Here is a 12,666-nt window from a genome sequence, read left to right as displayed (position 1 = left end):
CCCCAACACCCGCGTGCCCCACGCCCGCGGGGCCGCGCCGCGCCCTGTCACGTTCGGACCAAAAATACCTCCGGGGAGCGCGAGGGGCAGAGCCCCTCGCCGGATCGGCGGCCTGTGGCCGTCGATCCGCCAACACCGGGCAACGCTAGCCCTGAACGCTCACTCCGCGCCGACCGCGTCCCGCCAATGCCTGCGGCAGAGGCTCACATAGGTCTCGTTGCCACCGATCTGAACCTGGGCGCCTTCGCGCAGAACCCGCCCATCCGCATCCTGGCGCACCACCATGGTGGCCTTTCGTCCGCAATGACAGATCGTACGCACCTCGCGCAGATCATCCGCCAGCGCGAGCAGCGTCGCAGAGCCGGGGAAAAGTCGGCCCTGGAAATCCACCCGCAGCCCGTAGCACATCACCGGCAGGCCAAGATCGTCCGCCGCGCGGGCCAGTTGCCAGACCTGCGCCTCGGTCAGGAATTGCGCCTCGTCCACGAAGACGCAAGCCAGCGCACCCGCGGCCACCCGCGCCTCCAGCCGCGCGAACAGATCGTCTTCCGGCGCGAAGGTCTCGGCGTCGCGGCCAAGCCCGATCCGGCTGCCGATCCGTCCCCCGCCCGCGCGGCCATCCACATGCGCCGTCAGCAGCAGGACCGACATGCCCCGCTCCTCGTAGTTATGCGCCGCCTGCAGCAGAAGCGTCGACTTGCCCGCGTTCATCGTCGAATACATGAAATACAACTTGGCCATGCCTTCTCCTGCCGCCGGGCTGCGGCGTTGACAAGAGGGCCGGATAGCGAAAAGGCGCCCCCTATGCGGAGGCGCCATTTAGATGCTCAAATGAAATCTGTTAAAAGCGGCGCGTGCGGGACATCGAAACGTGCGGCCAAGCTTTTCGAGGCAGCGAACCCAGAGGTCCAAAGGCCGTTCCGCTCCGGTGCGCGCTTCCCGACTTGCGCCCGGTCACCGATGGAAACACCAAAGAGTTAACACAGAAACCGATTCGCTCCGAATCGAAATAAACGAAGCGAATCAGACGCGCTGACCCCAGAGGTCGTATTCCCCCGCCTCGTCGACGCGGACCCGCACGATATCGCCGGGGCTGAGGTCCTCATGACCTGCATCGATGAAGAGATTGCCATCGATCTCGGGCGCATCGGCGCTCGTGCGGCAGGTGGCGGCGTCCTCTTCCACCAGATCGACGATCACATCCATCTCGCGGCCGACTTTGGCGGCGAGCTTCGCCTCCGAGATGGCCTGCGCGCGCTCCATGAACCGCGCCCAGCGCTCTTCCTTGACCTCGGGGGCCACGTGATCCGGAAGCGCGTTCGAGCGCGCGCCCGCGACATTCTCGTATTGAAAACAGCCCACGCGGTCGAGCTGCGCCTCATCGAGCCAGTCGAGCAGATATTCGAACTCCGCCTCCGTCTCGCCGGGGTAGCCCACGATGAAGGTGGAGCGCAGGGTGATGCCGGGGCAGGCCGCGCGCCAGGCGTGGATTTCATCCAGCGTCCGGGCCGAGGCTGCGGGCCGCGCCATGCGTTTCAGAACGTCCGGATGGGCATGCTGGAACGGGATGTCGAGATAAGGCAGCACGCCGCCCTCGGCCATCATCGGGATCATCTCGCGCACATGGGGGTACGGGTAGACGTAATGCATCCGCACCCAGGCCCCGAGGCTTCCCAGATCGCGCGCCAGATCGAGGATCGGGGCCTTCGTCTCGCGATCTTTCCAATCGGTGCCATAGGCCGACGTATCCTGACTGATGACCAGCAGCTCGCGTACGCCCGCCTCGACGAGCTTTTCCGCCTCGCGCATGACAGCCTTGTGCGGACGCGACACCAGCCGCCCGCGCATGTCGGGAATGATGCAGAACTTGCACTTGTGGTTACAGCCCTCGGCGATCTTGAGATAGCTGTAATGCCGGGGCGTGAGCGACACGCCTGTCGCGGGCAACAGGTCCACGAAGGGATCGGGCGCGGGCGGCACAACGCCATGGACGGCATCCAGAACCTGCTCGTATTGATGCGGACCGGTGACCGCACGCACGGTCGGATGCGCGCCGGTGATGACCTCGGGCTCGGCACCCAGGCAGCCCGTCACGATGACCTGACCGTTTTCGCGCAACGCCTCGCCGATGGCCTCGAGGCTTTCCATCTTCGCCGAATCGAGAAACCCGCAAGTGTTCACGATGACCGCATCGGCGCCCTGGTAGTCGGGCGAGATACCATAGCCCTCCGCACGTAGCCGCGTCAGGATCCGTTCGCTGTCCACCAGCGCCTTGGGACAGCCGAGCGAGACCATGCCGATGGTCGGCTGGCCGGGTCGGGACGAGCCCTGCACGCTGGCGCGGGCAAGGTCGGGACGCAGATCGGGAGGGTTCTGGCTCATGCCCGCGCTATAACGGAGCTGTGCTTCGGGGGGAAGTGGACAGAGCGCGCGGGCGCTCAGCCGATCATCTGGGCGCCAAGCACCAGGATCGCGGCCCCCGCCATGAGTTCGAGCGCCGGTGCGATCACCCGGGCCGCGCGGGTATCGCCGACGGAGATCAGGGTGCTTTCCCGTGCGGTCACGCTGAGAATGGCCACGAGGATCGTCAGGCCCGCCGTGCCGGCAGACATGGCCAGGGTGCCCATGATCCCGGCGGCGAGATTGCCCATGTACCATGTCAGGACCAGCAGCAGGATCGCCCCGGAACAGGGCCGCAGCGCGATGCTGAAGATCAGCGCGAGCGCCTCGCGCGGGCTGCTTGCGGTCTGCACCTCCTCGATGGTCGGGCCGTGCTTGTGACCGCAGCACGCGTCATGTGTGTGGTTATGACCGGGCCGGTGCCCGAGCCCGTGCGCGTAGGCATGCGCAAGCCCGTGCTTGCCGTCAGCATGATCGCCAGAGCGTTGATCCGCCGAAACGCGCCAGCTGCGCCAGGCCCGCCGCGCGCCGCGCAGGATGAGCCAGAGGCCAACCAGCCCGATCGCAGCCCCGCTCACAGGGAGCATCATGTCGGTGGCCGTGTCGACCATTTGCGTGCGGCTCCAGTCCAGTACCAGAAGGCCCGCGAGCACCAGCACGATCGCGCTGATCGCCTGCCCCAGTGCCGAGAGGCTGGCAATGACCGACAGGCGCAGGATCGGCACCTTCCGCGCCACGCCGTAGCTGCCGACGACGATCTTGCCGTGTCCCGGCCCAAGCGCATGGAAGAAGCCGTATCCGAAACAGAGTGCGATGAACGCCGCGAAGGCCCCTGTCCCCCCGGCCTGTTGCGCGCGCAGATTGCCCGCGAGCGCGTTCTGGAAATCGCGCTGCATCTCCGCGCCCCAACGCGCCAGCGCCGCGTCCTGACCGGTCGCAAAGGCCCAGATCAGCCCCGCGCCCAGCGCAATCGGGATGATCAGGAGGACGCGTTGCATGACAGGATGAACGTATCCGCAAACATGACCCCGATATCCGGCAGGTCGATTTCCTCGAACGGGTCTTCGCCCGCATCGATGGCGGCAAGCTTGTCGCCGTATTCCGCCTGAGCCTCCGCGTGATCCGCAGGCTCACGCGCGAAGGAGCAGCCAGGCATGCCCGATACTTGCGGGGCGGCTGGCACGTCATAGGCCACGAAATAGCTCGGATCGTAGGATTGCGCCGTCACGCGATGCGCAGAGACGTCGATCGGCGTGATCAAGGGGCGCGTATGCGAAGTTACGATGCGCCCGTCCTCGAACCGGGCGGCGTGATCCACGGGGCGCGCCAAATCGACGGCCGCGCCATCCGCAGCGATCACGAAATCGCCCGGAAAGCCCGCCTCCCAGTCGACATCCTGACCCGCATAATCCGCGAGCCGTTCCGGCTCGGGCACTCCGTCGCGATCCCGGTCGAGGCCGTTTTCCTCGATCAGCAGGAGCGAATAGAACGCGTCATAGGCCCATGCGATCCGCACCGCCCGGGCCTGACCCTCCGCGTCGAGGATCAGCTCGAAATCGGTATCGATGAAGATATGCGGATGCGCCGGAAGAGGCGCAGGTGCTGTGGCGAACATGGTCGCGACAAGGGCTGGAAGCAGGATGCGCGCGGTCATGGTCTCAATATGGCATGGGTCAGTCCGCGTTCAACGCAGACCCGCCCGGGCGATGGCGGATCCGCGGGAAACCGCTTCAGCGACGGCGGTCGCGCCGCGACGACATCGGCTGGAACGCCACGCCGACATGCGCTTCGCAATAGGGCTTGCCCTGCTGGACCGGCAGGCCGCAGAACCAGAAATCGTCAGTGGCAGGATCACCCACGGGCCATTTGCAGGTCCGCTCGGTCAATTCCATCAGGGTGATCTTCTTGGCCTTCTTCTCGACCGCGTTGACCTTGGCCAACGCCTCGGGGCTGATTTCGTTGGCCGAAGGCTGCGGCGGCAGAGGCTGGCCCGCCGGGATGATCTTCGGACGCGCGGGCACCGCTGCGGGTGTTGCGGATTTCGTCTCGAGCACAGGCTCTTCGGGTTCGGCTTGCGGCTCGGGCGCAGGCGCGGGCTTGGGCGCTTTCGGCTCCGCCTTGGGCTTCGGCGCTTCGGCCTTGGGCGCGGCCGCTTCGGCGGGCTCGGCGCCTGCGCGGTTAGACAGGCCGAGGCGGTGCACCTTGCCGATCACGGCATTGCGCGTGACGCCGCCCAGTTCCTTGGCGATCTGGCTCGCGGATTGGCCGTCGGCCCACATTTTCTTCAGAGTTTCGACGCGTTCGTCGGTCCAGGACATGGCCACCTCAATGAATAAAGCGGCTCTGGGACAGAGCCGCCTGACATCTCGTCTTCGTCCCCTATTCTAAGTATCAACGCCCGACTTAACAACCCGGAGAGCTTATGTCTGACGCGATATCGCCCGCCCACGGAACCCGCCGCTTCGGTCGCGTGAACTGGATGGGGCTCTACACCCTTGCCGAACGCGAGGTGCTGCGCTTCCTCAATGTCTGGACGCAGACGCTGATGGCCCCGCTCGTCACGGCGGGTTTGTTCATGCTGATTTTCTCCATCGCGATCGGACCGCGCCGGGGCGACGTGATGGGCGTGCCCTTCACCACCTTCATCGCGCCGGGCATCCTGATGATGACGGTGATCCAGAACGCCTTCGCCAATACCTCGTCCTCCATCGTGGTCGCCAAGGTGCAGGGCAATATCGTCGACACGCTGATGCCCCCCCTGTCGGGCGCCGAGATGGTGCTGGGCTATCTCGCGGGCGGCATCGCGCGCGGGCTGATCGTGGCTGTGGTGATCGCGCTGGCCCTGGGGCTGATCCTCGGGATCTGGCCTGCCCATCCGCTGACCGCCTTCGTCTTCATCTTCGTCGGTGCGGCCTTTCTGTCCGGCATCGGCATCGTCGCTGCGATCTTCGCGGAGAAGTTCGACCAGATGGCCGCGGTGACGAATTTCGTGGTCACCCCGCTGGCCTTCCTGTCAGGCACCTTCTACTCGGTCGAGGCGTTGCCGACGGGCCTGCGGGAGATCACCCATTTCAACCCGATCTTCTACCTCATCGACGGGGCGCGCTACGGCATGATCGGGGTGTCCGATGCCAACCCCGCGCTGGGGCTGGTCATCGGGATAGTGGCGACGGTCGCGATCAACCTCGTTGCCTGGCGGATGTTCCGGGTGGGATATCGCCTTAAGGCGTGAACGGGGCACCCCAATTGCCGGTCCTTGCGCGGAATAGCGACTGGAGGCCGCCCGCGCATCGCCGGGCCGCCCCCCGGCACGGCGATTGGGTTACGCTCGGCGCGTCGCCCACATGTCGCGCGGTGCGGGATGATAAAGCGCGCATTTCAGTTGTCGGAATCGCCGTACCGCGGCCCGACACTGCACGGGCTCAGGACAGGTGGGGCACGAGAGATCCCACCGCACGCTCACTCTTTGGCGGGGAAAACCTGCTGCGCGATGCCTGCGCCCAGAAGATAGACCGAGCTCGCCACAAGGCCCCAAATCGCCCAGCTATCGGGATAGAAGTCAAACCAGGCCGCCCAGCCCGCGCAGCCTGTCCAGAACAGCGCCACAGGCAGCGTCACCTTGCGCCAGCGCGCCGTGCGCACGGGATGGACGAATTTCAGCGGCAGGAACATCGCCACCGCAAGCACCGCCACCAGCACCACGATCACCCAGAAGGCGGGCTTCACCGCGAAAAGCACGATGATCAGCATGTTCCAGCAGCCCGGAAACCCCTCGAAGGAATAATCGTCCGTCTTCATGCGCGTATCGGCGAAATACATCGCCGAGGCATAGGTGATGACGATGATCGCGAACCACCCCGTCCAGCCCGGCAGCAAGCCCGATTGGAACAGCGCGAAGGCCGGGATGAACACATAAGTCAGGTAATCGATGATCAGATCCAGCAGCACGCCATCGAAGCGCGCCGCGTTGACCGAGACCTGGTAGCGGCGCGCAAGCGGCCCGTCGATCCCGTCGACCGCGAAGGCCACGACGAGCCAGAGGAACATGATCGACCATTCCTCCTGCGCCGCAGCCAAGAGCGCGGACATGGCGAATACTGCTCCGGTGGCGGTCAGCAGATGGACGAACAGGGCTTGGGTGGCGAGTTTCATCCCCCCGTGATGCCGGATGCGCCCGCGCGCTGCAATGGCTCAGGCGATGAGTTGCTGCCCGTCATGGCCGTGGATCGCGGCTGTGACAATTTCGCCTTCGCGCTGCGGGGTCTTGAACCGCACCTCGGTGAACTGCTCCGTCCGGCCCATATCGGGCGCTTCCATCAGCACGTTGTGAACGCGCCCGGACTGGGCATCGAGATGGCGTGACACCGCCCGCTGCCCGGCCTCACGCAGACGGCGGGCCCGGTCCTTGATCGCGCGGCCATCGACCTGCGGCATGCGCGCGGCGGGCGTGCCGGGGCGTGGGGAATAGGGGAAGACATGCAGCCAGGTCAGGCCGCATTCCTCGACCAGACGCAGGGAATTGTCGAAATGCGCCTCGGTCTCGGTGGGGAAGCCCGCGATGATATCCGCTCCGAAGGTCATCTCCGGGCGCAGCTTCCGCGCCTCTTCCGAAAAGCGGATCGCGTCATCGCGCAGATGCCGCCGCTTCATGCGCTTCAGTATCAGGTCGTCGCCATGCTGCAGCGACAAGTGCAGATGCGGCATGAGACGCGCCTCGGTCGCGATGGCCTGCATCAGGTTCTCGTCCACCTCGATCGAATCGATGGAGGAGATCCGCAGGCGCGGCAGGTCCGGCACCAGCTTCAGGATGCGCATCACCAGATCGCCGAGCTTGGGCCCGGCGGGCAGATCCGCGCCCCAGGAGGTCAGATCGACGCCCGTGAGCACGACCTCGTTGAAGCCCTCCTGCACCAGCCGCTTGATCTGATCCACGACCACGCCCGCGGGCACGGAGCGCGAATTGCCCCGCCCGTACGGGATGATGCAGAAGGTGCAGCGGTGATCGCAGCCGTTCTGGACCTGCACGTAAGCGCGACTGCGCGTGCCGAACCCGTCGATCAGATGCGTCGCGGTCTCGGTCACCGACATTATGTCGTTGACGCGCACGCGCTCCGTCTCGCCCACGAAATCGGCGGCCATGTCCTGCCAGACGGCGGGGGTCATCTTCTCGGAATTGCCGATGACCTGATCGACCTCGTCCATGGCGGCGAAGGTCTCGGGCTCGGTCTGTGCCGCACAGCCCGTCACGATGATCCGCGCATCCGGGTTCTCGCGGCGCAGGCGGCGGATTTCCTGCCGCGCCTTGCGCACCGCCTCGGAGGTCACCGCGCAGGTATTGACCACATGCGCGCCGGACAAGCCCGCCTCCTCGGCCATGCGCTTCATCGCCTCGGTCTCGTAGGCGTTGAGGCGGCAGCCCATCGTGGTGAAGCTTGGAGGGGCGGCGCTCATGTGTTCCGCCCCAGCCATGCCGGTGTCAGCACACCATCGAAGACATACGCGGTGCCACCGGTCATCCAGACCCCATCATCGCGCCAGTCGATCCGGAGCGTGCCGCCATCGAGATCGATGGTCACATTGCGCCCGGTCAGGCCGCGCCGCGCGGCGGCCACGGCTGTCGCGCAGGACGAGGAGCCCGACGCGAGCGTGACGCCCACGCCCCGCTCCCAGACCCGCATGCGGATGCGGTCCGGCCCCGTGACCTCAGCGATCTGCACATTGGTGCGCTCGGGGTAAAGCGGATGATGCTCGTAGCGCGGGCCGAATGTCTCGAGCGGAACGGCCTCGGCATCCTCCACGAAGAAGGTGCAATGGGGATTGCCCATGCCCGTCGCCGTGGGCGCGCCCTCGATGGGCAGTTCGAGCGTATCCATCGCCTCGGCCAGCGGCACGCCGGCCCAATCCGTCTGCGGCGGGCCCATATTCACCGACACGTCACCGCCCGCGACGCGCTCCGCCGCGAGGCTTCCGCGATCGGTCGTGAGGGTCAGCGATGTGGTCTCGGCCTCCCGCATCAGGAAATCGGCGATGCAGCGTGTGGCATTGCCGCAGGCCGCCGAGGTCGAGCCATCGGTGTTGTAGAATGTCAGATGCGCGTCGCCCGGGCCCCGCGCCTCGATCAGGGCCAGCTGATCGAAGCCGACACCCCGGTGCCGGTCGCCCAGCGCCCGCGCCATCGCCGGCGTGACCTCGATCGCGCGCGCACGCCCGTCCAGCACGACAAAATCATTGCCGAGCCCGTGCATCTTCATGAAAGCCAGTCCGTCGCGCGCCTGTGTCATGGCGGCGCATATACGCCCCCACCCGCCCGCTTTCCAGAGCCTGCGACGCAACCCTACGGATTTTCGGATTTTTCGGGTTGACCCTGTCAGGCGCTCTTTCTAAGTACGCCGCCAGTGGGCCGTTAGCTCAGTTGGTAGAGCAACTGACTTTTAATCAGTGGGTCGCAGGTTCGAATCCTGCACGGCTCACCACTGACACCGACATTTTTAAGCTGTTGCCGGGGGTCCGATAGGGACATCGGGCGCATGTCAGAGTACTGCAGGAAGCCAAAGCGATTGCACCGCCTGCCATAGTCTCAAGATCAGGCCAGTTCACTCACGACCACAGGCGCGCATCCCCGAAATAGCGCCATTTCCGATTGACATGGCCACCGCTGCACGGCGCTTCTAATCGCTGTACTGTCCGGGCCGGAAATCAGGTATGAGGATCGGATGCCGTCGAGGGAAAAGCAGAAGAATCGCGCTGAACTGATTTGCGCCGCACTCCGTTCCGCGATTCTGGAGCGTGCGCTTCTGCCTGGAATGAAGCTGCCGGAGGATTCGCTGGGCGAACGCTTCGGGGCGAGCCGCACCATCATCCGGCAGGCGCTCGAACGGCTGTCCGTCGAGGGGCTCGTGGAACTCAGGCACAATCGCGGCGCCGCGGTCGCACAACCGAGCCTCGAGGAGGCACGCGATCTCTTCGAACTGCGCGCCCAGGTCGAAGATCTTGTCATCGCAAGACTGGGCGCCGGGCTGACAAAAGCGCAGGAACGCGCGCTTCTGGACCATATCGAGAGCGAGGAGGCGGCCAGCGACGGCCCGCCCGCAATCTCGATCCGGCTCGCCACGGAGTTTCACATCCTTCTGGCCGAACTGACCGAAAGCCCGGTGCTGATCCGCTACGTGAGCGAGATCGGCTATCGCTGCGGGTTCACGCTATCGCAGTTTTCACGGCCGCATTCGACCCATTGCGGCATCCAGGAGCATCGCGACATCGTCGCCGCATTGAAATCGGGCGACGCGGCCACCGCGCAACGCGTCGCGCGGCAGCATCTCGATCAGGTTGCCGCGCGGGCGCAGTTCAACGGGGCCGATTTCAACGGGTTTTCCCATCTCGATGCGCTGGAGCCCTATGCCAGCACGGTGCGCGCAAAGGGCTAGGCCTCGGCTTCGCCCGTTATGCGTCGATCCCGCGCGCCGTCAGGATCCGCTCCGCACTGTCGTTCCAGACATCCATCTTCACGATCTTGCCGTTCTCGACCACGAACCGGTCGATATAACGGTTGCCCTCGAACGGCGTGCCGTCAGGCCATTCGCCGTAAAGATAGCCCGTGGAATAGACCACGACGCCCTCCGCCCCTTGGGCAACATCGAACTGGCGCATGTCCTTTTTGACCCAGGCATAGCGCTTGGCGTTCACGCCCGCGGGCCCCGAGGGATGATCGAAGACGCGCCCGCCGGTGAAGGTGATGACAACGCCTTGGGCCATGTAGGTCGCCGCGCGTTCGGGGTCCGGCACCATCGAGGCTTCGAGGTAATCGTGCACGATCCGCGCCTCTTCGGGCAGTGCATCCGTGTCGATCTTGAGCGGCTGGGACATGAGGACCTCCTGTATCTGGGATGATTCGAGATCTGCCACAAATCAGTCGGGGAATGCGCTGCGCGCAATCTGCATGCGACGATTTAATACAAAAATTGCATGCAATCTGCCTCATCTCTGAGCACTTGCGAGGACGATGGCCGGTCCTGGCCCGGAATTTGCACCCTGCCCTTTGACAGAAAAGGCGGCGTCGCGGCCTCTGAAAGGCATCCTCTCACCTTGCACTTGGAGACATATGATGCCGATCCGCCTCCCCATGACCCGCCGACTGATGCTTGCGGGCGCCGCCGCCCTCTCCCTTGGCGCGGCCCTGCCCGCCCAGGCTCAAGAAGACCCTATCAAGATCGGTCTCGTCGCAGCACTCAGCGGGCAATCCGCAAAGTCGGGCGAGGCCATCACCCGCGGCATCACCCTTGCGCTGAACAAGATCAACGCCGATGGCGGCGTGATGGGCCGGCCGCTGGAGCTGGTCAGCCGCGATGACGAAAGCAATCCCGGCAAGGGTCTCATCGCCGCGCGGGAACTGGTTCAACGCGAGGGCGTGGCGGCCATGATCGGCGGGCTCGACACGCCTGTGTCGCTGGCCATCGTGCCCTTCGTGAACGACGCGCAAGTGCCGTTCATCGGCCCTTGGGCCGCCGGCACGCCCATCACCAAGAATGGCGCCGAGGAGAATTACGTCTTCCGGGTCTCGGCGGTGGATGAGTTCGTCGACGAGGCGATCACCGAATACCTCGTGTCGGAATACGGCAGCCAGAAGCCGGGCATGATCCTCATCAACAACCCCTGGGGCGAATCGAATGAGAAGGGCCTGATGAAGGCCCTCGAGAAGCGCGGCATGGAACATGCGGGCATCGAGAAGTTCGAATCGAACGACGTGGACGTTGTCCCGCAACTGACGCGCCTGCGCGAAAACGGCGCTGACGGGCTGTTCCTCGTGGCCAACGTCGCACCCTCGGCCCAGGTAGTGAAATCGCTCGACCGGATGGGATGGGATGTGCCCATCGCCTCGCATTGGGGCCCCGCCGGTGGCCGCTTCACCGAGTTGGCAGGCCCGTCGGGCGAGAAGGTCCACTTCATCCAGACCTTCCTCTTCACCGATCCCGAGCACCCGCTCTTCCAAGAGCTTCAAGCCGAATTTCCCGAGATCGAAAGCCTCGCCGACGTGACGCCCGCGACAGGCATCGCCAATGCCTATGACGCGACGCTGCTGCTCGCCGCGGCCATCGAGAAGGCAGGCTCCACCGACGGTCCGGCCATTCGTCAAGCCATGTACGAAATCTCCGGCGTCGAAGGGGTCATCAAGACCTATGACACCCCGTTCACGCCCGACGATCAGGATGCGCTCGGGCCCGACGACTACATCTTCGCCAACTTCGTCGAAGGCGAAATCGTCCCCCTCGCGGACTGAGCCAGGCGCGCGGCGGCCCTTGTTTCCCGGGGCTGCCGCAACCTTGGATCCCGGCCCCAAGGCCGGGACACCCCCCTTCCTCTTTCTCGGCCATTTCCCACCGGAGCCCACCATGACCCTTTTCCTGACCGCCCTTGTGACCGGCATCGGCCTTGGTGCCATGTACGGGCTGATCGCGCTCGGTTTCCAGATCACCTACTCAGTCTGTTCCCGGGTGAATTTCGCGCAAGGCTCGATGGTCATGTTGGGGGCGGTCATGGGCTTCGTGCTGACCGAACGGGCGGGCCTGCCGGTGATCGTCGCCTATCCGCTGGCGTTATTGTTCTGCGCCTTCATGGGCGTGGTCGTGGAGTTCTGCCTCGTGCGCCCCTTTGCCAAGCGCGGCTCCGAGGCGTGGCTGATGGCCACCGTCGCGGGGGGCATCCTTCTCGACAACACCGTGCTTTTCACCTTCGGCAACGAGCCGCGCAGCCTGCCCTCCCCACTGGTCGAGACGAGCTGGCAGATCCTCGGCACCGGGGTCTATCCACAGCAGCTTCTCATTCCGCTGGTGGCGATCGGCTTCGCCGTGGCGTTGCAGCTTCTGTTCCGCCGCACGCGGCAGGGACGGGCACTCTTGGCGGTGGTGCAGAATCCCGAAGCCGCGCGCCTCATGGGCATCAACACCCAGCTTATGATCTCGGGCTCCTTCGCGCTGTCGGCGCTTCTGGCGGGTGCGGCAGGTCTTCTGATCGCGCCGCTCTTCTCGGTGCACTCGGACATGGGCACGCTTTTCGGGATCAAGGCCTTCGCGGTCGCGATCCTCGGCGGGATGACATCCGCGTCGGGCGTGATGCTCGCGGGCTTCATCTACGGGCTGGTGGAGGCGTTCGTGACGACCTTCCTCGGCTCTTCGCACACCTACATCCTGACCTTCGGCCTTCTGATCGCGGTGCTGGCCGTCAAACCGAACGGGCTCTTCGGCAAAGCTGCCCTGCGGAAGGTCTGAGCCG

13 protein-coding genes and 1 tRNA gene are annotated in these 12,666 nt (G+C 65.2%); 5 read left to right on the top strand and 9 right to left on the bottom strand.

The features are described 5' to 3' along the window. Positions 1-159 precede the first annotated feature (159 nt). The 5 genes from FIV09_RS03770 to FIV09_RS03750 form a co-directional block, all read right to left on the bottom strand. A complete protein-coding gene (locus tag FIV09_RS03770; protein ID WP_152448740.1) occupies positions 160-741 on the bottom strand; it encodes a thymidine kinase in 582 nt (193 codons plus the stop codon). A gap of 282 nt (positions 742-1,023) precedes the next feature. Continuing rightward, positions 1,024-2,382: a 30S ribosomal protein S12 methylthiotransferase RimO gene (gene rimO, locus FIV09_RS03765; RefSeq protein ID WP_152448739.1), complete on the bottom strand. Its 1,359-nt coding sequence runs from the start codon at positions 2,380-2,382 to the stop codon at positions 1,024-1,026. 56 nt (positions 2,383-2,438) lie between these two features. Next, positions 2,439-3,398 (bottom strand): nickel/cobalt transporter, encoded by a 960-nt coding sequence (locus tag FIV09_RS03760; protein ID WP_152448738.1) that lies wholly within the window; start codon positions 3,396-3,398, stop codon positions 2,439-2,441. Further along, complete coding sequence (locus FIV09_RS03755) at positions 3,380-4,054, bottom strand: DUF1007 family protein (RefSeq protein WP_152448737.1); 675 nt, start codon at positions 4,052-4,054, stop codon at positions 3,380-3,382. The genes FIV09_RS03760 and FIV09_RS03755 overlap by 19 nt, the downstream gene beginning before the upstream one ends. 76 nt (positions 4,055-4,130) lie before the next feature. Further along, complete coding sequence (locus FIV09_RS03750) at positions 4,131-4,718, bottom strand: GcrA family cell cycle regulator (RefSeq protein ID WP_152448736.1); 588 nt, start codon at positions 4,716-4,718, stop codon at positions 4,131-4,133. A gap of 104 nt (positions 4,719-4,822) precedes the next feature. Here FIV09_RS03750 and FIV09_RS03745 point away from each other — a divergent pair, with 104 nt between their 5' ends. Then, a complete protein-coding gene (locus FIV09_RS03745) occupies positions 4,823-5,632 on the top strand; it encodes an ABC transporter permease (protein WP_152448735.1) in 810 nt (269 codons plus the stop codon). 227 nt (positions 5,633-5,859) lie between these two features. On the opposite strand, the gene FIV09_RS03740 is transcribed toward FIV09_RS03745, so the two are convergent. The 3 genes from FIV09_RS03740 to dapF are packed head-to-tail and all read right to left on the bottom strand — an operon-like array spanning position 5,860 to position 8,681. Beyond that, entirely contained in the window at positions 5,860-6,552 is a 693-nt protein-coding gene (locus FIV09_RS03740) for a phosphatidylcholine/phosphatidylserine synthase (RefSeq protein ID WP_152448734.1), read from the bottom strand. A gap of 39 nt (positions 6,553-6,591) precedes the next feature. Then, entirely contained in the window at positions 6,592-7,851 is a 1,260-nt protein-coding gene (gene mtaB, locus FIV09_RS03735; protein ID WP_152448733.1) for a tRNA (N(6)-L-threonylcarbamoyladenosine(37)-C(2))-methylthiotransferase MtaB, read from the bottom strand. Further along, on the bottom strand, positions 7,848-8,681 hold the full coding sequence (gene dapF / locus FIV09_RS03730) for a diaminopimelate epimerase (RefSeq protein WP_152448732.1): 834 nt from the start codon (positions 8,679-8,681) through the stop codon (positions 7,848-7,850). The genes mtaB and dapF overlap by 4 nt, the downstream gene beginning before the upstream one ends. Positions 8,682-8,797: 116 nt before the next feature. Here dapF and FIV09_RS03725 point away from each other — a divergent pair. Then, positions 8,798-8,873, top strand: a tRNA-Lys gene (locus FIV09_RS03725). A gap of 240 nt (positions 8,874-9,113) precedes the next feature. Continuing rightward, positions 9,114-9,824 (top strand): GntR family transcriptional regulator, encoded by a 711-nt coding sequence (locus tag FIV09_RS03720; protein ID WP_152448731.1) that lies wholly within the window; start codon positions 9,114-9,116, stop codon positions 9,822-9,824. 16 nt (positions 9,825-9,840) lie between these two features. On the opposite strand, the gene FIV09_RS03715 is transcribed toward FIV09_RS03720, so the two are convergent. After that, positions 9,841-10,263: a nuclear transport factor 2 family protein gene (locus FIV09_RS03715; RefSeq protein ID WP_152448730.1), complete on the bottom strand. Its 423-nt coding sequence runs from the start codon at positions 10,261-10,263 to the stop codon at positions 9,841-9,843. A 238-nt stretch (positions 10,264-10,501) separates the two neighbouring features. Between FIV09_RS03715 and FIV09_RS03710 the strand changes: the two genes are divergently transcribed. Next, entirely contained in the window at positions 10,502-11,674 is a 1,173-nt protein-coding gene (locus FIV09_RS03710) for an ABC transporter substrate-binding protein (protein ID WP_152448729.1), read from the top strand. Positions 11,675-11,786: 112 nt separating this feature from the next. Beyond that, complete coding sequence (locus FIV09_RS03705) at positions 11,787-12,662, top strand: branched-chain amino acid ABC transporter permease (protein WP_076444826.1); 876 nt, start codon at positions 11,787-11,789, stop codon at positions 12,660-12,662. The last annotated feature ends 4 nt before the right edge of the window (positions 12,663-12,666 follow it).

Origin of the sequence: Roseivivax sp. THAF197b, from assembly GCF_009363255.1 — a bacterium.
In the GTDB taxonomy this organism is placed as follows: domain Bacteria; phylum Pseudomonadota; class Alphaproteobacteria; order Rhodobacterales; family Rhodobacteraceae; genus Roseivivax.
The sequence above is the reverse complement of the archived record's forward strand: the minus strand, read 5'-3'. Positions and strand labels throughout refer to the sequence as shown.